Source organism: Myxococcales bacterium, from assembly GCA_016720545.1.
GTDB lineage: Bacteria > Myxococcota_A > Polyangia > Polyangiales > Polyangiaceae > JAAFHV01.
In genome coordinates this window covers 49,291-69,491 of sequence record JADKKK010000036.1, presented here as the reverse complement: position 1 = coordinate 69,491, position 20,201 = coordinate 49,291, and the positions used below count along the sequence as shown (strand labels likewise).

14 protein-coding genes and 2 pseudogenes are annotated in these 20,201 nt (G+C 70.9%); 9 read left to right on the top strand and 7 right to left on the bottom strand.

All coding sequences use genetic code 11. The features are described from left to right. The coding region (locus IPQ09_30755) for a DEAD/DEAH box helicase family protein (GenBank protein ID MBL0198522.1) at positions 1-1,889 on the bottom strand (1,889 nt) is incomplete at its 3' end. A gap of 125 nt (positions 1,890-2,014) precedes the next feature. Beyond that, positions 2,015-5,422, bottom strand: a complete 3,408-nt coding sequence (locus IPQ09_30750) for an SWIM zinc finger family protein (protein ID MBL0198521.1) — start codon at positions 5,420-5,422, stop codon at positions 2,015-2,017. 88 nt (positions 5,423-5,510) lie between these two features. Here IPQ09_30750 and IPQ09_30745 point away from each other — a divergent pair, with 88 nt between their 5' ends. After that, entirely contained in the window at positions 5,511-6,308 is a 798-nt protein-coding gene (locus IPQ09_30745) for a Uma2 family endonuclease (GenBank protein ID MBL0198520.1), read from the top strand. Between the two features lie 48 nt (positions 6,309-6,356). Beyond that, the gene (locus tag IPQ09_30740) at positions 6,357-6,914 is read left to right on the top strand and encodes a Uma2 family endonuclease (GenBank protein ID MBL0198519.1); all 558 of its coding nucleotides are present in this window, start codon (positions 6,357-6,359) and stop codon (positions 6,912-6,914) included. A gap of 194 nt (positions 6,915-7,108) precedes the next feature. Here IPQ09_30740 and IPQ09_30735 read toward each other — a convergent pair whose 3' ends face one another. Both IPQ09_30735 and IPQ09_30730 read right to left on the bottom strand, forming a co-directional pair. Continuing rightward, positions 7,109-8,389, bottom strand: a complete 1,281-nt coding sequence (locus IPQ09_30735; GenBank protein ID MBL0198518.1) for a DUF790 family protein — start codon at positions 8,387-8,389, stop codon at positions 7,109-7,111. Beyond that, positions 8,361-9,788, bottom strand: coding sequence for a DEAD/DEAH box helicase family protein (locus IPQ09_30730; GenBank protein ID MBL0198517.1), 1,428 nt, complete (start codon positions 9,786-9,788; stop codon positions 8,361-8,363). The genes IPQ09_30735 and IPQ09_30730 overlap by 29 nt, the downstream gene beginning before the upstream one ends. Before the next feature lie 249 nt (positions 9,789-10,037). Between IPQ09_30730 and IPQ09_30725 the strand changes: the two genes are divergently transcribed. The 5 genes and pseudogenes from IPQ09_30725 (at position 10,038) to IPQ09_30705 (ending at position 14,799) form a co-directional block, all read left to right on the top strand. Beyond that, positions 10,038-10,739 (top strand): metalloregulator ArsR/SmtB family transcription factor, encoded by a 702-nt coding sequence (locus tag IPQ09_30725; protein MBL0198516.1) that lies wholly within the window; start codon positions 10,038-10,040, stop codon positions 10,737-10,739. Then, the gene (locus tag IPQ09_30720; protein MBL0198515.1) at positions 10,736-12,328 is read left to right on the top strand and encodes an MFS transporter; all 1,593 of its coding nucleotides are present in this window, start codon (positions 10,736-10,738) and stop codon (positions 12,326-12,328) included. The genes IPQ09_30725 and IPQ09_30720 overlap by 4 nt, the downstream gene beginning before the upstream one ends. Continuing rightward, positions 12,325-12,670 (top strand): annotated as a pseudogene (locus IPQ09_30715) (DsrE family protein). The gene IPQ09_30720 and the pseudogene IPQ09_30715 overlap by 4 nt, the downstream one beginning before the upstream one ends. Before the next feature lie 40 nt (positions 12,671-12,710). Next, entirely contained in the window at positions 12,711-13,655 is a 945-nt protein-coding gene (locus tag IPQ09_30710) for a cysteine synthase family protein (GenBank protein ID MBL0198514.1), read from the top strand. Positions 13,656-13,657: 2 nt separating this feature from the next. After that, positions 13,658-14,799 (top strand): annotated as a pseudogene (locus IPQ09_30705) (aminotransferase class V-fold PLP-dependent enzyme). Between the two features lie 112 nt (positions 14,800-14,911). On the opposite strand, the gene IPQ09_30700 reads toward IPQ09_30705, so the two are convergent. Next, the gene (locus tag IPQ09_30700; protein ID MBL0198513.1) at positions 14,912-15,250 is read right to left on the bottom strand and encodes an antibiotic biosynthesis monooxygenase; all 339 of its coding nucleotides are present in this window, start codon (positions 15,248-15,250) and stop codon (positions 14,912-14,914) included. An 84-nt stretch (positions 15,251-15,334) separates the two neighbouring features. On the opposite strand from IPQ09_30700, the gene IPQ09_30695 reads away from it, so the two are divergent. After that, on the top strand, positions 15,335-15,811 hold the full coding sequence (locus IPQ09_30695; GenBank protein ID MBL0198512.1) for a hypothetical protein: 477 nt from the start codon (positions 15,335-15,337) through the stop codon (positions 15,809-15,811). A gap of 55 nt (positions 15,812-15,866) precedes the next feature. On the opposite strand, the gene uvrB is transcribed toward IPQ09_30695, so the two are convergent. Next, positions 15,867-17,999, bottom strand: a complete 2,133-nt coding sequence (uvrB, locus tag IPQ09_30690) for an excinuclease ABC subunit UvrB (GenBank protein MBL0198511.1) — start codon at positions 17,997-17,999, stop codon at positions 15,867-15,869. A 53-nt stretch (positions 18,000-18,052) separates the two neighbouring features. Continuing rightward, entirely contained in the window at positions 18,053-19,027 is a 975-nt protein-coding gene (locus tag IPQ09_30685) for a hypothetical protein (protein MBL0198510.1), read from the bottom strand. Positions 19,028-19,264: 237 nt separating this feature from the next. Between IPQ09_30685 and IPQ09_30680 the strand changes: the two genes are divergently transcribed. Beyond that, positions 19,265-20,164, top strand: coding sequence for a sigma-54-dependent Fis family transcriptional regulator (locus IPQ09_30680; GenBank protein MBL0198509.1), 900 nt, complete (start codon positions 19,265-19,267; stop codon positions 20,162-20,164). Positions 20,165-20,201: the final 37 nt, after the last annotated feature.

The window sequence follows — 20,201 nt, the reverse complement described above, 5'->3', positions numbered from 1 at the left end:
GCGAAAAGGCGCTCGAAGACGGCGCCCTCCCGGGTCTCGAAGGCCACCAGGTTCCACATGTGGCACGTGTCGCGCTGGCCAATGCGGTGAACCCGGCCGAACCGCTGCTCGAGGCGGTTCGGGTTCCACGGCAGGTCGTAGTTCACGAGCAGGTTGGCGACCTGGAGGTTCACGCCTTCGCCTGCGGCGTCGGTCGCCACGAGCACGAGCACCTTGGGGTCTTGTCGAAACTTGTCCTGCGCTTCGAGGCGTTCGGCGCGGCGCGTGCCGCCGTGGATCTCCACGACGGCCTCCGGATCGCCGAGGACCCCCGCGATCTCTCGCATCAGGTAGTCGAGCGTGTCGCGGTGCTCGGTGAAGACGATCATCTTCCGCCGGCGTCCGCCTGGCAGGAACATCTCGGCGTCCTTCGATTGAAGCAGGGTGGACAGCTCGTCCCACTTCTTGTCGACCTTCGCCTCGATGACCCGCGCGGCGTCGCGCTCGAGCCCGCGCAGGACGACGATCTCGGCCATCAGCTCGGGCACGCTCACCGCGGACGTGGCGGTTGCGACCAACTCCGACTCGATGCTCTCCCGCTCCTCCGCGGTGAGGTCATCTTCGTCGTAGTCGCGCTCGTCGAGATCGCGCTCGGCGCGCTCGGTCCGCGCCGGCGACTTCAGCTCCTCGAGCCGCGCTTCGAGCCGCTTTCGTCGCCGCTCGAGCGACCGGTAGATGGCGTGGGGAGAGGAGGCGAGCCGGCGCTGCAGGATGGTGAGCGCGAAGCCCACCATGCCACGCTTCTTTCCCTGGAGCTTCTCGGCGCGCCCCATTTGCTCCCGCACGTATGTCGTAACGGCCTCGTAGAGGTCCTTCTCGGCCGGCGACAGCTTGAACTTGAGCGTGGTCGCGATGCGAGGGGGGAAGAGCTTGGTGCCGTCGAACTTGAGGAGCTCCTCCTTCACCATGCGGCGCATGAGGTCCTTCAGGTCGGCCGGCCCCACGCTCGCCTTCGCCTTGCCGTAGAAGCGATCGGGGTCCACTAGGCAGAGCCACGCCTGGAAGTCTTCTTCTTTCCCGTTGTGCGGCGTCGCCGTCATGAGGAGAAAATTGCGGGTAAGCTCGGGGCTCCCGATCTTCTTGCCGAGGTCGTACCGCTTGGTGGTGCCGAGGTCGTTGCCGAGCTTGTAGCTCGCCGACATCTTGTGAGCCTCGTCGACGATGACGAGATCCCAGCGCGCGCCGTCGGCGTCGAGCTTCGCGAGCCAGTCGTCGTTGCGCGAGAGCTGGTCGAGCTTGGCGATCAGCCTCGGATGTTCGAGGAACGGGTTGCCGTTCGCCGTGGACTCGACGAGCGCGTGCGACAGGATGTCGAAGCGGAGGCCGAACTTGGTCGACAGCTCGGTCTGCCACTGCTCGATCAGGCTACCGGGGCAAATGATGAGGCAGCGCTCCAGATCGCCCCGGAGCTCCAGTTCGCGGATGAAGAGGCCCGCCATGATGGTCTTGCCGGCGCCGGGATCGTCGGCGAGCACGAAGCGAAGCGGCTGGCGCGGCAAGAGCGCCTCGTACACGGCCGACACCTGGTGCGGTAGCGGCTCCACGTCGGAGGTGTGCACCGCCATCATCGGATCGAAGAGGTGCGCGAGCTGGATGCGCATCGCCTCCGCGGCGAGCTTCCACGCCTCGGGCTTCGCGCCGAAGGTCCACGTGCGCGTCGCGCTCACGAGCGAGAGCTTGGGCTCGTCGTCCCGGAAGAGGGTCTTTCCGCGGGTGCTGCCGTCGGGCAGGTCGTACTTGACGGTGCACGCGCCCTCCCCCGTGTGCTTCACGTAGATCACCAACACGGGCCCCGAGGGCTCGAGGCCCGCGACGTACGATTCGACTTCGAGGTCTTCGAGCTTGATCATGAGAGGGCGGCGTCCTGGGTGCGCGGGGGCGCCAGGCTAGGGGACGCGGCGAGAGGGTGCAATGGCGGGACGGAGCAGCACCGCCGGCTGTGCCTCGGAGCACCGCCGGCTGTGCCTGGGGTCCTCTACGAGAACAAGAAGCGCACGTCGTCCTCGGTGAGCCTCTTCGCCACCTCGGAGCCGTCGTCCAAGATCGACGCGAAGAGGGCTTGCTTGCGCTCTTGCAGCGCCAAGATCTTCTCCTCGATGGTCTCCTTGCCAATCAGCTTGTAGACGAACACCGGCTGCGTCTGCCCAATGCGATGCGCACGATCCGTGGCTTGGTTCTCGGCCGCGGGGTTCCACCACGGATCGTAGTGAATCACCACGTCGGCTGCGGTGAGGTTCAGGCCTGTGCCGCCCGCCTTGAGGCTGAGGAGGAACACGGGCACCTCTCCCGTCGCGAACTCCGCCACCACGCTCCTTCGGTTCTCGGTCTGGCCCGTGAGCATCGTGTACGGGATCTTCGCCGCGCCGAGCTCCGCTTCGATGCGCTCGAGCATCGTGACGAACTGCGAGAACACGAGCACACGCCGCCCCTCGGCGACGAGCTCGGTCACCATCGCGACGAGGTGAGTCAGCTTCGCCGAGCCCGCCTTCTTCGCCGCCGCGAGCTTGAGGAGCTGCGGATCACACACCGCCTGCCGGAGCTTCAAGAGCGCGTCCAGGATGATGATCTGCGCCTCCTGGAGGCCACGAGTCGCGAGCGCCTCCGCCACCCGCGCGCTCATCGACGCGCGGATCGTCTCGTACACGTCACGCTGCGCAGGCTCGAGCTCAACCCGGGTGACGACGAGCGTCTTCGGAGGGAGATCTCTCGCGACGAGCTCCTTCGTGCGCCGGAGCAAGAACGGAAAGAGGCGCCCTCGGAGCGCTGCGCGCGCCTCGGCGTCGCCGCGGTGCTCGACCGGACGGCGGTAAATCTTTCCGAAGGCCTTCGCGTCGGGGAGGAGCTCCGGCAGCACGTACCGGAAGAGACTCCATAGCTCGCCGAGGTGGTTCTCGAGCGGCGTGCCCGTGAGCGCGAGCCGGAACGCGCCGTTGAGCCCGAACGCCGCGAGCGCCACGGCCGAGGCGGGGTTCTTGATCGACTGCGCCTCGTCGAGCACGATCGTCGAGAACGACCGCTTGGCGAAGAGCGCGCCGTCGCGGACGAGGATAGGATAGGTGGTCACGATCACGTCGGCCTCGGCGAACGCGTCGTCGTCCGACGCGCGATCTTTGCCGTGGTGCTCGAGCACGCGCAGCGAAGGCGCGAACCGGCGGAGCTCGTCGAACCAGTTCGGCGCCACGCTCTTCGGGCACACGACCAAGCTCGGCGCCACCTTCACGGTTCCTCCGTGCTCGGCTTCTCGTTCGGAGAGGAACAGCGCGATCGTCTGGATGGTCTTGCCGAGGCCCATGTCGTCGGCGAGCACCGCCCCCAGCCCGAGCCGACGGCGGGCGTCTAGCCACCGGAACCCGTCGATCTGGTAGGCGCGCAGCGTGGCGACGAGCGCGGCGGGCACCTCGACCTCGCGTGGTGAGCGGAGCTCGCGGCGCAAGGTCTCGAGGCTCTCCGGTGCGCGCGGGAGGATGCCCGGCGGGAGGCCCAGGGCGCGCAGACGAGGAACACGCGGGCCTCCCCGGCGCTCCGCGAGCTCGAGCAACAGCGAACGAATGGACTCCACGCGCTCCACCGGCAGGAAGAACGTCTTCCCCGCATGCTCGACCGCGACTCCGTACTTGGGCAGCGTCTGCCCGCGAAGACTGTCGAGCAGGGCCGGGAGAATATCCACCTTCTGCCCGTCGAGATCCACGGTGAGCCCCGCCGCGTAGGCGTCGCCGTCGTCGCGGAGCCCGAGCTCAGCGTCCCCGATCGCCGTGCTCCCGAACGCGTAGTCGGGCGTGGTCTCGACCTCGAACGAAGTCCCCCTCAGGGCAGCTCGCGCGGCGTGCTCGACTTCATAGATCGAGCCGTCGCCGAGCACGAGGTGCGAGGCGCCCGAGCGCGCACCGAGCGGCTTGAAGCCCCCCGCGGTGAGCGCGGCCGTGAGCGCATGGATCGGCGCGGGATCAGGCCCCACGAGGGTGATCGTGGTCTCGTCTTCGACGACCTTCGGCGCGATGCTCTCGAGTCGCGCCCACACCCCGGGCGACGCCTCCACGACCGCGTGGAGCCGGGCGTCGCCGGTCCCCCCGCGGCGCTCGGCCGCGGGCGACTCGAGGCGAGCCTTCACCGCGACCGGCACCGTCGCGCGGACCACGTCCTTGGGCCCGGCGAGCCCTCGCGCCGCGAGCGCCTCGCGGACCGCCTTCGTCTGCCCGGGACCAATCACGTATCCCGCGCTCCACGCCTCGACGACGTCGTCCGAGACGTCGAACACGAGCTCTCCGACCTCCGCCGTCCGAGGATCGAAATACTGAGTCGGTGGCTGACCCAGCGCCAGCGCTTCTTGGTTTGCGCCGGCGGGACCGTCGCCGCCGCCCGCGTCGACCCGGACGCCGACCCGGACGCCGACCTGGACCACAGGGAGCTGCGCGCCGGCGACGGGGTCGATCGCGTAGGTGAGCGCGCCGAGCCTCTCTCGGCCGCGACGCAGGAGCGTGCGCTGGCCCCCCGGGACCTCGAGGTACGCGCGCCCGGTGCGCAGGAGGGCGGCGAACACGGCGGCGTCCTCGGCCGGGTCGAGCGGAATGACCGACGCGCCGTAGCCCTGGCGCCGTTCGAGCGCTTCCAGGACGCGGAGATCTGCCCGGACGAGCTCCTGTCGGAAGAGCTCGTCGAAGGGGATCTCCACCCGCGTGTCCTGACGCGAACGTCGGCTGAAGTGCGCAATAAAGCTGAGGGCCTCGAAGGAGACTTGGTAGTCTCCGCGGACGTTGCGACGGAGCACATAGTGCGGGAGGAGCACGCTCTCGTCGCGCTCGCCCCCTCGCGGCGCGCCCGAGAGGCGCGCGATCCACGCCTCGTGCGCGGCGCCGAGCGGCTCGGGCGTCTCGCTCTGCGAAGCGACCCTGCCTTCGTCCCGCGCCACGGTCTCGGGCGGCGCATCACGCTCGCTCTGCGGCGCGAGCGCATCAGGCGCGGACTTTGGGGCGGATGGAGCCTCCGCGGGCGGGACAGCGCCCGTGGCCGGCGCCGCAGACTCCGCCTCACGGGACCTGCGTGGCGCGGAGCCCGCGCCGGTCGCGTCGGCCGGCACGGCGCGATCGCGCATGAACGCGAGCACCGCCGCGACGTGTGCGCAGTCGGAGCCATCGCGGCAGCTGCACGCACCGAAGCACTCGTCGTCCGCGAGCGCGACGCTGACGGTGAAGGTCCGCTTGCCATCGGCGACCCTCGCGTCGACCTCGTCGCTCGCTCCCTGCCCCTTCGCCTGCCCCTTCGCCGTCTTGAGCATCACGCCGCCGCTCCCGAAGATCGCCTCCCCGCGGGACACGTCGACGGGGGAGAGCTTCGCGAGGGAGGACGAAGCGGCGGCGGCGGCGTTGAGCGCGACGTTGAGCACCAAGCGTCGCTAGGCGAGGCGTGTGGGGCCGTCAAGACCGGGACGGAGCGGCGCTCGACGTGGCGTGCCCCCGTCGCTATCCTTTGAGGTGATGGCCCACAGCCCCAAGCCCGAGCGAGGCCCCTTTCGCACGCACGATATCGCGCCCGGCGATCGTCACGAGCTCTCTCGTGGGAACGCCATCTATTGCGCGCCCACAGGCGGCGCAGGGGCGCGTGGGACGGGCTACGCGTTCGAGCTCTTGGACTCGGACCCGGCGGTCGAGTCGGCCGGCGTGGACGCGGGCTTCGCCCCTTCGGACGACACGCTGCGCGCCCCCGACGTGTCCGTGGGGGTCCCCGATCAGCCGGGCTGGATCAAGGGCGCGCCCCCGCTCGCGCTGGAGTACGCAGGCACCGGGCAAGACGAGGCCTCGTTGCAGTCCAAGATCGCGGACTTGCTGGAGGCGGGGACCCGCTGGGTGTGGGTCGTCCGCCTCGTGGGCCCGCGCCGCGTGGAGATCTACGAACCGGGCAAAGACCCGATCGTGAAGAGCACCGGCGACGAGCTGTTCGCGCCCGGCGTGCTCCAGAACCCTGTCCGAGCCGAGGCGCTGTGGGACCGCAAGGCCGCGCACGAGGGCACGCTTCGCAACCTGCTCCAGCGGGCGGGGTATGGAAGCCTCGACGCGGTCCGCGAAGAAGGCCGCGAAGAAGGCCGCGAAGAGGGCCGCGAAGAAGGCCGCGAAGAAGGCCGCGCCAGCGCGGTGCTCGGCGTCCTCGCGGCCCGCGGCTGGGCCGTGCCCGAAGCTCTTCGGGCCCGCGTGCTCGCCTGTCGCGACGCCGCGGTGCTCGACACGTGGCTCCGACGCGGCGTCACCGAGGGCTCGCTCGACGCGGTGTTTGACTGACTGTTGGCTGACGCGTTCTACGAGGCCGCGCGCGTGTTAGGCTGAGCCATGTCCCAGGCGCAGCGCCACGCGACGTACGACGACCTGCTCGCCGTGCCCGACCGCAAGCTCGCGCAGATCGTCGAGGGCGTGCTCCACGTTCATCCCCGGCCGGGCAGCCCTCACGCGCGGGCCGCCTCGCTCATGGGGATCGACATCGGCGGGCCGTTCGATCGCGGCCGCGGTGGGCCCGGCGGGTGGCTCATCTTCGACGAGCCCGAGCTCCACCTCGGCAGCGACATCGTGGTGCCAGATCTCGCGGGATGGCGCCGCGAGCGCATGCCCGAGATGCCCGAAGCCCCCCACTTCACGATGCCACCCGACTGGGCCTGCGAGGTGCTCTCCCCGAGCACAAGCAAGCTCGACCGCGGTCCGAAGCGGCGCGTCTACGCGCGTGAGCACGTCTCGTATCTCTGGCTCGTGGACCCGGCGGCGAAGACGCTCGAGGCGTTTCGCATCGAAGGTGACCGCTACCTGCTCATCGCGACCCACGAGGACGACGACCGGGTGCGCGTGGCCCCGTTCGACGCCGTGGAGCTCGAGCTCGCGGCGTGGTGGTCGCGCTAAATCGCCGAGCGTGATTCTGACACGGGCAACGCGGCCGTTTTGGGCCGGGACCCAAAACCAGGAGGTGGGGCCCCAGCGGGCTCCGCCCGTGGGGCGGAGGACGGAGTCCTCCGATGACAAGTCAGGCTAAATCAGCGGGTTTGATCGAAGATCACGACCGCTGATTTAGCTGAGGGCCCCGCGACGCCCCCGCGTCACGGGACCCGCGCGCCGTCGCTCTTCCGCGCTACCCCCTCTGCCGCCGCGAGCAGCGCCCGCACATCCACGCGCTTCCGAAACGGCACGAACGCCTGCTCGCCAAAGGCGCCCTCGCCGCAGTCGAGCTCGGTGTCCACGCAGACCACCAGGTTCCTGACGGAGGCCTGCTGGAGCGACGCGCGCTTTCTCGTGAGGTACTCGCGCGTGTAATAGCCGACGACCTCCACGAGCACCTCGTCGGCGCCGCGACGAAGCGCGAAGTCGGGGAACACCAGGTGACGCCCGGCCCGGAGCGCCCGTGTCTCCCGGTGGATGGTCCACCCCGATCCGCTCCGGCGTAGGTCGCGGATGAGGGCCCGCTCCACCGCGCTGTCGGACTCGGGGGAGAGGGCGTGGGTCCTCGGCAGCGGCGCGTGGTGGTCCACGACCACGCGCACGGTCCCCTCAGGCGAGCTCGCCCGCTCTCGTAACCGGCAGTTGGCCCCCAGCGAGAAGGAGTGCGTCGCCGTCAGCGTGGGGAAGAACGTGGCCAGCGCGCGCCCGTATTTGAGTGTCTTCCGGAAGAGCGAGAGTGGCCCGGAGATGCCCATGCGGAGCGTCTCCGGGTCCGGCCCTGGAGAGAAGTCTGCCAGGAGGCCCCGCAGCTTGGCGTAGCGGACCACCGCGCGGATCGACTCGCGGAGGTCGACGCCGACCCACTCTGCCCGGAGGAGGAGCCCTTGGACCAGCGCCAGGTTGTACTTCTCCACGAGCGACGCGGCCGAGAGCCCCGTCGGGATCCCCGCTCGCTTTCGCGCACCCTCGCGGTCGGCGAACAAGCCGTCTTCGACCTCACGTGGGGTGAGCAAGAGCACGTTGGCGGCCGCCTCGAGCACGGCGGCTCGGGGGCGTCGGCTGGCCTGCGAGGAGAGCGCGAAGACGACCTCGCGAATGCGCCGCGGATCCGCGGCCGCCGAGACGGCGCTCGTCTGGAGGCGATCGAGCAGGGCCTTGATGCCCATCGCGGCGCGCCTCCGCGCCCCCATTTGGCGCAGCGTGGGCTCGATGGTCTCGCCCCAGGCGTGGTCGATCTCGGCGTCCCGGCGCCCCTCGAGATCGGAGAGCTCCTGGAGCGCGCGCGCGACCCACACCTCGTCGCGCGAGCCGAGGTAGCGCGGCGCGACGAGCGGTGTGGCCGCCTGCCCCGTCTGTGCCGTCTGCCCCCGCCCAGCGCGTGGCTCGGCGAAGGCGGCGCGTGCGGCGTACGGCTCAACCGAGAGCAGGGAATGTGGCAACAAGGTGCGCTCTCCTCCGCGCCGCGCGGCGCTCTTCGATCGTGTCGGCGGTGGTGAGCTCGTACACGAGGGCCCGCTTCCCGGGCGCCGCGCGGAGGACGCGCCCCACGCGCTGCACGAGCTCTCGCGTCCCGAGCGAGCCTCCCGCGAGGATCGCCACGCGGGCGTCTGGCACGTCGAGCCCCTCGTTCAGGACGCGCGCGGACACGAGCACACGGAGCGCGCCGGCGCGAAAGCCCGCGAGGAGGTGGTCGCGCTCCTCGCGGGAGGTCTCCGCGCTGAGCACGGGCGCGAGCGCCTCGTGGCCTATCCGGTAGGCGTCGTCCACGCTCTGCGTGAAGATGAGGACCTTGTCGCCCTGGTGGGCGTGACGCTCGATGAGGCGGAGGGTCGTCGTGAGCTTCGCCTCTGGGAGCGAGCAGAGATCCGTGGCGCGCCGAAACGCGCGGAGCGCCGCGCGCCCCGCGTCGCTCTCCGACAGCGCGGCGACGAGCGCCGCCCAGTCACCGTGGGGGTTCGTGCGGCGGAAGACGCGCGCGAGGGCGAGGAGGGGCTCGCTGAGACGGAGGTACTCTTCACGTTCCCTGCGCGTGAGCGCGACCGACACCCGCACCATGTCGAGATCGGCGAGGTGCGTGCCGAGGAGCGACTCGAGGCTCACCTCGCTGACCACCCGCCCCACGAGCGCATCGAGGTGCCCGCGCTCGCCGTCCCGGCGAGGCGGCGCGGGGGCCGTGGCGGTCAGCCCGAGCCGGAACGGAGCCGTCGTGGTCTCCAGCGCCTCGCTCCGCGCGCCGGACGCGAAGTGGTGCGCCTCGTCGACGACGAGCAGCGCGAACCGGTCGCCGAGCGCGTCCATTTGTCGATACGCGCTCTCGAACGTCATCACGGTCAGCGCCTCGACGCGCCGCTCTCCGTCCCCGACGACGCCGACGGGCGCCCGATAGACCTTCGCGATCTCCCCTCTCCACTGCTCGAGCAGCGCCCGCGTGGGGCAGAGGACCGCGGTGGGCGCCCTCGTGAGGGCCATCGCGGCGAGGGCGATTCGCGTCTTGCCCCCGCCTGTCGGGACCACCACGACGCCGCGACGGTCGAACGCGAGCCACGCGTCGAGCGCGCTCTGCTGGTAAGGCCGGAGCGTGGGGGGGAGCCACACGCGCTCGCCAGGCTCGCCAGGCTCGCCAGGCTCGTCAGGCTCGTCGAGCCGGCTCGCCGGCCAGGGGAGGCGGTCGACCTCGAGGCCGCGGTCGCGGAGCTCGGCCACGATGGAAGGGGCCGCGTGCGCAGGCGCGCGGAACGCGCAGGCCCGCGGGTCCCACAGGACTCCGGGCAGCGTCGCGGCGTCGGGGTACCCCTCGATGCAGAGGGTCCCACGGTCGAAGCGGAGCAGCACGGAGACCATGACCGCTGCAGAGCAAGCGCGATGCCGACGGGCTCCTCGCGGTTCTACGCAGGAATTCCCCGCGGGCGGGCGTCACGGACGGCGGAGGCGTGTCCACGGACGGTCCGCGAGTCGGCAGGCCTCGATCCTCCCTGCAAGTGCCCGGAGGGGACGAAGCGGCGCCGGGGCGAACGTGGTGTGGAGGGCCGCGAGGGCCGCCGTGACGGTCGGCCCCTTGACTATTCAAGCAGTTGCGCTAATGATTGAACTATGACCACGCCCTCTCGGCGCTTCAAGGACGCCATCTACGAGCAGTTCGCGCGCCTCGGGAAGGCCGTCTCGGCGCCGAAGCGCATCGAGCTGCTCGACCTCCTCTGCCAGGGTCCGCGTACGGTCGAGGCGCTCGCCAGCCACGCGGGCATCTCGGTCGCGAACGCCTCGCAGCACCTGCAGGTCCTGCGCGCCGCCCGCCTCGTCGACGCAGAGAAGAAAGGCCTCTACGTGGAGTACCGGCTGGCCGACGACGAGGTCTGCACCTTCTTCTTCTCTCTGCGCAGCCTCGCCGAGTCCCGGCTCGCCGAGGTCGAGCAGGTCACGCGCGACTACTTCGACGCGCGCGGCGCCATGGAGGCCGTCGAGGGCGAGGAGCTGCTTCGACGCGTGCGGAGCGGCGAGGTCACCGTCCTCGACGTGCGACCACCGGAGGAGTACCGCGCGGGTCACATCCCGGGCGCGCTCTCGATTCCGGTCGCCGAGCTCGCGGACCGCGTGAGGGAGCTTCCGAAGGGCCGCGAGGTCGTCGCCTACTGCCGCGGGCCGTATTGCGTGATGGCGGTCGAGGCCGTCGAGCTCCTCCGAAAGAAGGGCTTCAAGGCCCACCGCATGGAGCAAGGCGTCGTCGACTGGCGCGCCCGCGGCTTTCGGACCGAGGCGCACCGTGAAGGCGGCGCTGGAAGGAGAGCTCGCTCATGAGCGCGACGAGCCCGGTCCGACTCGGCCTCCGCGAGAACCTAGGGCAGTTCTCGCTGCTCGTCGTCGTCAACGCCTTCGTCGGCGCGATGGTCGGCATGGAGCGCAGCATCCTGCCGGCGATCGCCGAGCAGGAGTTTCACCTCGCCGCGCGCTCGGCGGTGCTGTCGTTCATCGTCGTGTTCGGCGTCACCAAGGCGCTGACCAATTACCTCGCCGGGCGCCTCTCCGACAGGTTCGGCCGCAAACACGTGCTCGTCGGGGGCTGGCTCGTCGCCGTCCCCGTGCCCTTTCTCCTCATGTGGGCTCCGAGCTGGTCGTGGGTGCTGTTCGCCAACGCCCTCCTCGGCGTCAGCCAGGGGCTCACGTGGTCGACCACGGTCATCATGAAGATCGATCTCGCGGGCCCGGCGAAGCGCGGCTTCGCGATGGGGGTGAACGAGTTCGCTGGGTATTTCGCGGTCGCGGGCAGCGCGCTCGCCACAGGCTTCATCGCCGCACACTACGGGCTTCGTCCGGAGCCGTTTTACCTCGGCGTCGGGTTCGTCGCGATCGGCCTCTTGCTCTCGGCGCTGGTCGTGCGCGAGACCAAACACCACGTCACCGCCGAGGTGAAGCTCCACGGCGAGCTCGCGCCGGAGGCCGTGCCGACCCAGCGCGAGGTGTTCTGGCGCACCACGCTCTTCGACAAGAACCTCTCCAGCGTGAGCCAGGCCGGGCTCGTCAACAATCTGAACGACGGCATGGCGTGGGGCCTCTTTCCCCTGTTCTTCGCCGCGGCTGGCATGACCCTCGGGCAGATCGGCACGCTCGCCGCGATCTACCCCGCCACCTGGGGAGTCACGCAGCTCTTCACCGGCGCACTCTCGGATCGCGTGGGGCGCAAGTGGCTTATCGCCTCGGGGATGTGGGTCCAGTCGGTCGGCATCGCGTTCGTCGTCCTCGCGACCCGCTTCGCGGGCTTCGCGACGGGGGCCGCGCTGCTCGGCGTGGGCACCGCGATGGTCTACCCGACGCTGCTCGCCGCGATCGGCGACGTGGCGCACCCCTCGTGGCGCGCCTCCTCGGTGGGCGTGTACCGGCTCTGGCGCGATCTCGGCTACGCGATCGGCGCGCTCCTCGCCGGGGCGATCGCCGACGCGCTCGGGCTGCCTTCGGCGATGTGGATCGTCGCGGCGCTCACGTTCGCCTCGGGGCTCGTCGTCGCCGTGCGCATGTCCGAGACGAACAAGACGAGCGCGACGAGCGCGACGAGCGCGCCGCCGAGTCCCCTCCAGCGAGCCGCGACCACGTGTGTGGAGCCCGGCGAGCTCCGTCACCTGTCCGCCGCGATCGTCGTCGACGTGCGCTCGCCCGAGGAGTTCGAGCAAGGGCACGTCGAGGGGGCTCGCAACGTCCCGCTCGACACGCTCGGGGAGCGGGCCTCGGAGCTGCCTCGGGGCGTGCCCGTCGTCGCTGTGTGCGGCAAGGGCGGGGGTCGCTCCGAGCGCGCCGCCGAACAGCTCCGCGCCCTCGGTTTTTCGTCGGCCCGGTCCCTCTGCGGCGGGACCCAAGCCTGGCTCCTGTTCGCCGCCAAAGGAACACGATCATGACCAAGACGCTCTTCATCCTGAACGATCCCCCCTATGGCACCGAGCGCAGCTTCAACGCGCTCCGTCTCGCGGGCGCCCTCTCGAAGCGCGAAGGCGAGGAGGTGAAGCTTTTTCTCATGGGCGACGCCGCCTCGTGTGCGAAAGCGCACCAGGAGGTGCCCCAGGGATATTACAACCTCGAGGTGATGCTGAAAGGCCCACGGCGCCGAGATTGGCATTTGCGGGACGTGCATGGACGCCCGCGGCATCGCCGAGGCCGAGCTCACCGAGGGCACGAAGCGAAGCTCGCTCGAGGAGCTGACGACCTGGCAGCAGTGGGCCGACAAGACGCTGGTGTTCTGATGGGCGCACTCGGGAATTGAACAGGAACGGACAGGACCCGATGATCGGCACTGGCATCCTAGAACACATCGGTCGCACTCCTCTGGTGCCGCTCGCACGCATCGCGGCAGGGCTCCCGGTTCCTGTGCTGGTCAAGTGCGAGCACATGAACCCGGGAGGGTCGATCAAGGACCGCATCGCGCTCGCGATCGTCGACGACGCGGAGGTCCGCGGAGCTCTTCGCGCAGGCATGACGCTGATCGAGGCCACGGCGGGCAACACGGGCGTCGGCCTCGCGCTCGTGGCCGCCGCGCGCGGCTACGGGCTCGTCTGCGTGATGCCGGAGAAGATGTCGGTCGACAAGCGCGTCGCGCTCGCGGCGCTCGGCGCGAAGGTCGTGGTCACGCCGAACGCACCGCCTTCGAGCCCCGACAACTTTCGCGCCGTCGCGAGGCGGATGGCCGAGGAGCACGGCTGGTTTCTCACCGACCAGTTCAATAACCCCGCCAACGTACGGGCACACGCGGAGACGACGGCGGTCGAGATCCTCGAGCAGACGAACGGTCGCGTGGGAGCCTTCGTCGCCGGCGCGGGCACGGGCGGGACGTTGAGCGGCGTTGGCCGTCGGCTGAAAGCGGCGTGGCCCGACGTTCGCGTCATCCTCGCCGATCCGGTGGGATCGGGCCTCGCGGACTGGGTCGAGACCGGTCGGATCGGACCGGATGGCTCGTACGCGGTCGAGGGGATAGGCGGGAGCGAGGCTCCGCGGAACCTCCATCGCGACGTGATCGACGGCGCCGAGCGGGTCTCCGACGCCGAGAGCTTCGCGATGGTGAAGCGGCTCGTGCGCGAGGAAGGGCTGCTCGTCGGAGGGTCGGCGGGCACCAACGTGGTCGCCGCGCTTCGACTCGCGGCTCGCGGCGACCTCGACGGTCCCGTCGTCACGGTCCTGCCCGACTCATGGGATCGCTACCGCGCGAAGCCTTGGATGCAGGAGTGGGTGTGAGCATGACACACGACGATCCGATCTACCTCGACCACAACGCGACGACGCCCCTCCTGGCCGAGGTCGTCGACGCGATGCTCCCGTACCTGCGCGAGCACTACGGCAACCCCTCGAGCGGCCACGTGTACGGCGCCCGGGCACGCAGCGCCGTGGCCCACGCGAGGGAGCAGGTCGCCGCGCTCCTCGGATGCGACGCGGACGAGGTGGTCTTCACGTCCGGCGGCACCGAGGCGAACAACCTCGCCATTCGCGGCGTGACCGAGGCGCGCGAGGACCGCAAACACGTCGTCACCACGGTCATCGAGCACCCCGCAACGGCGCGCCCCTGCGCGTGGCTCGAGAAGCACGGGCGGCGGCTCACACGCGTTGGAGTCGACGCAGAGGGGCGCGCTCGTGTCGACGAGTTGCGAGAGATTCTCGACGGTGACACGGCGCTCGTCACGGTGATGCACTCGAACAACGAGACCGGCGTGCTCCAGCCCGTCGCCGAGCTCGTCAGGCTGGCGCGGGCCGTCGGCGCGGTCGTTCACACCGACGCGGCGCAGTCGCTCGGTAAGGTGCCGGTGAACGTGCGCGAGCTCGACGTCGATCTGCTCTCCCTCGCCGGGCACAAGCTCTACGCGCCGAAGGGCGTGGGGGCGCTCTACGTGAAGCGCGGCACGCCGCTCGCCCCCTTCGCGCGCGGAGCGGGCCACGAGCGTGGCCTGCGACCGGGGACCGAGAACGTCGCCTCGATCGTCGGGCTCGGCGTCGCGTGCGAGGCGGCGGGGCGAGACCTCGAGGCGGCGGCCGCGCGAACGTTGATCCTGCGGGACGCGCTGTGGGAGCACCTCGCGCGAGACATTCCCGGGCTCGCGCTGAACGGCCATCGCGACCTTCGCTTGCCGAATACGCTGAACGTCCGCTTTCCGCGGGCCTCGGGGGACGCCGTACTCACGGGGGCGCCGGAGATCGCGGCGTCGACCGGCTCGGCGTGCCACGAGGGCCACGAGACCGCGTCGGCCGTCATCCTCGCGATGGGCGTCCCGGCCGACGAAGCGCTCGGCTCCGTGCGGCTCACGCTCGGGCGCACCACCACAGAGGACGTCGTCGCGCGAGCCGGGAGGCGCTCGCGCGGTCGTGGCGATTCCTCGTCGACACGTGACACGGAGGCCCCCGGGCACCGCCGGCCGTGCCTTGAAGCACCGCCGGCAGTGCCTTGAAGCACCGCCGGCAGTGCCCTGAAGCACCGCCGGCAGTGCCCCGTCACCGCGCCGTCAGCCCACCTCCGCCGGGACGAGCAGGTCGGCGAGGGGGGTGAGGCGGATCTCGTCGAAGCGCTCGACGATGGCGCCGCGCATGGCCGCGACGGCGGCCTCGTCGAGCACCTCGGTCTTGTTGCGCTCTCCCGCGGCGCGCCAGGCCTCCTCGCTCGCCCACTGCGCGTACGCGACGAAGGTGCCGTCCGACGCGCGGTGCAGCCGCGACCCGAGGCCCCCGCGGCGCTCCGCGATGAGCTCGGTGAGCTGGCGCCACGCCGCCACGAACGACTCCTCTTTGTCCTCCGCCACGCGCCAGCGGTAGATGACGACGAACCCAACCTTGGGGGTGACCATGGCCGAGAGGCTACGGGGCTCGCCGCCGTCGGGGAAGCGTCGTACCGCTTGCCAGCGCGTGGGAGGAGGGGCAAAACCGTCGGCATGGCCTCCGCTTCGTCCGTCACCCGCGCCGCGCGCGCCCCCCTCGCCCGCGCTCGCGCGCCGCTCGCCTCGATTGCCTGGCTCAGCGTCGCCGGCCTCGCGTCGCTCGCGGCGTGCGGCGGCGACGACACCACGTTCGTCACCGAGGGGTCGAACGATCTCCGCGCGGCCTGCGAGCAGCGGCGCACGTGGACGCGCGCCAAGACCGTCACGTGCCTCGAGTGCCTAGCGACCGCGCCCCTGCCCGCGTGCGACTGCACGGTCAAGCAGCCGTACGTGGGGCGCTGCGCGCAGCAGCTCAAGCTCAAGCTCGCGAACCCCGAGTGCGACCAGGCGCTCGGGCTGTGCGTGAACGCGTGCAAGGCCGACGACTGCGCCTGCCTGGAGGCCTGCTACGCGAGCCGCAAGACCTGCCGCGCCCGCGTGTCGGCGCTCGACGGGTGCGTGGCCGAGGTGTGCGATTCGATCTGCCGCTGAGCCTCCACGTGTCGCCGTGCGCTGGTTGGCCGCGGTGCGCGACGGCGCAGCTGATTCAGCGGCGCGTCTTCCGGCTGGGCGCTCTCCCGCCGGGCCCTCGCTGGCCCCCGGTGGCGGCCGGCGCGCTGCGCTTCTTGCTGCCCGCGCGCGTGTAGGGCGCGTACCCCTCCGCGGCCTCCGCCGTGATCTCGGCGCCCACCTCGGCCTCGAGGCGCTTCAGCTCGTCGCGCACGCGCGCGGCCGTCTCGAAGTCGAGGGCCTCGGCCGCCGCCACCATCTTCGCGCGGAGGGCCCGCAGGGTCTCGGTGGGATCCTCGTCGCGTGAGCGCTTTCCGCCGGCGCCGCCGCCCCGCACCTTGGGCACGTCGAGGTAGTCGACCGTGCCGGCCGCCGGGTTCAGGTCCATGATGGCGCGCACGACCGTCTGGGGCGTGATGCCGTGCTTCTCGTTGTAGGCCTGTTGGATGGCGCGGCGCCGCTGGGTCTCGTCGATCGCGTGTTTCATGGAGCGCGTGATCGTGTCGCCGTACATGATGACGCGGCCGTTCGCGTTGCGGGCCGCGCGGCCGCTGGTCTGGATGAGGGAGCGCGGGCTCCGCAGGAAGCCCTCCTTGTCGGCGTCGAAGATGGCGACGAGCGACACCTCGGGGAGATCGAGCCCCTCGCGGAGGAGGTTGATGCCCACGAGCACGTCGAACTCGCCTAGGCGCAAATCGCGAAGAATATCCATGCGTTCGAGCGTGTCTACGTCCGAGTGGAGGTAGCGAATGCGCACGCCGAGCTCGCGGTAGTAGTCGGTCAGGTCTTCGGCCATGCGCTTCGTGAGGGTGGTGCAGAGCACCCGCTCGCCGCGCTCCACGCGGGCGCGGATCTCGCCGAGGAGATCGTCGACCTGGCCTGCGACGGGGCGGACCTCGATCTCCGGATCGAGCAGCCCCGTGGGTCGAATGAGCTGCTCGACGAACACGCCCTCGGCCTTCTCGAGCTCGTAGTCGCCCGGGGTGGCCGACACGTAGATACCCTGCTTCACGTGGCCCTCGAACTCGTCGAACTTGAGGGGCCGGTTGTCGAGCGCGCTCGGCAGGCGAAACCCGTACTCGACGAGGGTCTCCTTCCGCGCGCGGTCGCCTTTGTACATGGCGCCCACCTGCGGCACGGTCTGGTGCGACTCGTCGATGATCAGGAGAAAGTCGTCGGGAAAATAGTCGATCAGCGTGGGCGGGGGCTCGCCCGATTTCCTGTTCGAGAGGTGGCGCGAGTAGTTCTCGATGCCGTTGCAGAAGCCCATCTGCTCCATCATCTCGAGGTCGTATTGGGTGCGCTGCTCGAGCCGCTGCTTCTCCACGAGCTTGGCCTCGCGATCGAGCACGGCCAGGCGGTCGCGGAGCTCTTCGCGAATGCCTTCGATGGCCTTGCGCATTTGGTCTTGCGGCGTGACGTAGTGAGAGCCCGGGAAGATGGCATACCGCGGCACCGAGCCCTTCACGCGGCCCCTCAGCGGGTCGACCTCCTTGATGGCCTCGATGGTGTCGCCGAAGAACTCGACGCGGATGGCGGTCTCTTGCTCGTACGCGGGGAACACCTCGACGATGTCGCCGCGCACGCGGAAGGTGCCGCGGTGAAAGTCGATGTCGTTGCGCTCGTATTGAATGTCGACGAGCTGGCGCAGGAACACGTCGCGGCGCAGCTCTTCGCCCACGCGCAGATCGATGAGCAGCCCGTGGTAGCTCTCCGCGCTTCCGATACCGTAGATGCAGCTCACCGACGCGACGATGATGACGTCGCGCCGCGAGAGGAGCGCGTGCGTCGCCGCGTGGCGCATGCGGTCGATGGCGTCGTTGATGATGGCGTCTTTGTCGATGAACGTGTCGCTGGAGGGGACGTACGCCTCGGGCTGGTAGTAGTCGTAATAGCTCACGAAATAGCGGACGGCGTTCTCGGGGAAGAGATCGCGCATCTCCCCGTAGAGCTGCGCGGCGAGGGTCTTGTTGGGCGCGAGGATGAGCGCCGGCCGCTGGGCGTTCTGGATGAGGTGCGCGATCGTGAAGGTCTTGCCGGAGCCCGTGATGCCGAGCAGCACCTGGTGCCTGTCGCCGCGCCGGAGGCCCTCGGTGAGCGCGGCGATGGCCGTGGGCTGGTCCCCCTTCGGGTCGAAATTCGTGGCGAGCTTGAAGGGCAGATCCGGCATGGACCGCGCATGGTCGGGCCTCGCGACGCGTTTCGCAAGCGCCCCGCGGCCCGTCAGCGCGCGATGGCGAACTGCACCCGTGGGAACGACGGCCGAAGCGCGTCGATGGCGTGCACCAGGGTCTGGAAGTCGGTCTCGGGAGTGGCGGTCAGGTTGATGCGGTCGGCCGGCGCGGCGTCGCGGGCGGTCGCCGCGCACGCGGTGAGGGCGGCCCAGTCGTAGTCCGACCCCTCGCGCCGCGCGAGCGTGGGCCCGGGGGCGAGGCCGGCGGTGCGGCCGGGGTCGGCGCACCCGGGGGCGAGGCGCTTGCCGCCAGCGCTCACCACCACGCCGTTGCGGGCGAGCACCACCGTCGCGGGCTGCGCGGGGGCCGCGCGCGCACCTGGGCGAGAGCCGCCACCGAGCACCGCGAGCTCCGCGGCCATGGCCTCTGCCTGCGCCGCGAGGTCGGTTGGCGCGGCGCGGGGGGCCTCGTGCTCGATGGCCGCGAGGGAGCCGTCGGCGCGTGTCACGAGCAGAGAGACGGTCGAGACCTCGCTCTGCCCAAGCGTGAAGAGGACCTCCACGAGCACGCGGTACGGGACGTCGGGCGCGACCGCGAGCTTTGCCGCGTGGCGCCCGTCGCGGGCTGCGCTCACCGCGCTGGCGAGCGGCTCCACGAACAGGCCGCCGCCTCCGCCTCGTTTGTGCGCCGCCGCGAAGCCCTCGATCCACGCGGGGGGCTGGGGGAGCGGCAGGAGCCTCGCGCCGCCGATCGTGAGCCCGCGCTGCGACACCGCGAGCTCGAGCGCGCCCGTCGGCGGCCGCGCGGTCGCCGTGGACTGCGCGAGCCCGGCCGGGGCGGTCCCCGTTGCGGCGCTCGCGGCCGTGGTCGTGGTCGGCAAGGGCCGCGTCGCCGCGGTCGTGGTCGTCGGGGGTGTCGTGCCCGCGGGCGTGGCCGGTGGGCCGACCTGCTCGGCGCAGGCGGCGAGCGCGACGGTGGACGCGATGGCGAGGACGCAGGTCAGAGGGGCGAGGGCCGAGCGCATCGCAGAAGCGTAGCCGGAGCCGCCCTCGGCCAGGAACGGGAGTCGAAAGCGCAGCCCAGGCCACGTGCGCGCACCCCCGAGGGACGGGCGACGTCGCGCGCGCGCCAGTCCCCGTCCGAGCCTCCGACGGAAAACGCATTATTTTCGCCTCGGGCCGGTCCGAACGCGCGGAACGAGCGTAGTGTTCGCTTGGAGGGACACACCGTGATGCTCTGGGACCCTAGCCGCCGGCCCCCTATGCGAGAAATCGCCTCGATTCGCGCCGCGGCGCACCGCGTGACGTCGGAGCTCGCGACGCTCATGGAGCCGCTCGCGTCCTCCAGTCTGCCCTTGCTCGTGTGTGGAGAGGTGGGTGTGGGCAAGAGCAGCTACGTCGACGCGCTGCTCAAGCGTTCGAGCCGTGCCCACGCGCCCGTGGTCCGGCTGAGCGCGCGCTCCCTCCCCAGCGAGGAGGAGCTCTTCGGCGTCGAGACCGCCGAGAGCCGCGGCGGCAGAGTCGTCGAGGGGCAGCTCGCGAAGGCCGACGGCGGCGTGCTGGTGATCGAGGACGTCGACGACCTGCCCGAGCCCCTCTCTCAGCGGTTCGTGCGCCTCGTGCAGGATGGCGAGCTGTCGCCAGTGAACAGCGCGCTCACCCGTCGCGTCGATCTCCGGCTCGTCGCGACCTGCGCCTCGCCGCGCCCCGGGCACCCGCGCACCGCGGGCCACGCCGAGGTGCACCGCCTGTTCCCGCTCACGGTCACGGTGCCGCCCCTCCGCAAGCGGGGCGACGACGTGGAGGCGCTCGCGAGGCACTTCGCGAGGGGCGCCGCCGGGGGCGTGACCGAGGCCGGCCTCACGCGCGAGGCGGTCGCGAAGCTCCGGTCGCATTCGTGGCCGGGGAACGCGCACGAGCTCCGGACGGTGGTCGAGGCGGCGGTGCGCACCGCGAACGGAGGCCTCATCGACGCCACACACCTCGCGCTGGTGACGCGCTCGGCCGATGTGGACGGCGTAGCGGAGCGCGAGCGCTTGATCGCGGCGCTCACCGAGGGGGCCTGGAACCAGAGCCGCGCCGCCGAGATCCTCGGCGTGTCGCGCCGCACGGTCATCCGCAAGATGTTGCGCTTCGGCGTGCCTCGGCCGCGGAAGAGGTAGCGCTGGCCAAGGCCGCGTGGGTGACACTTCGTCGGGG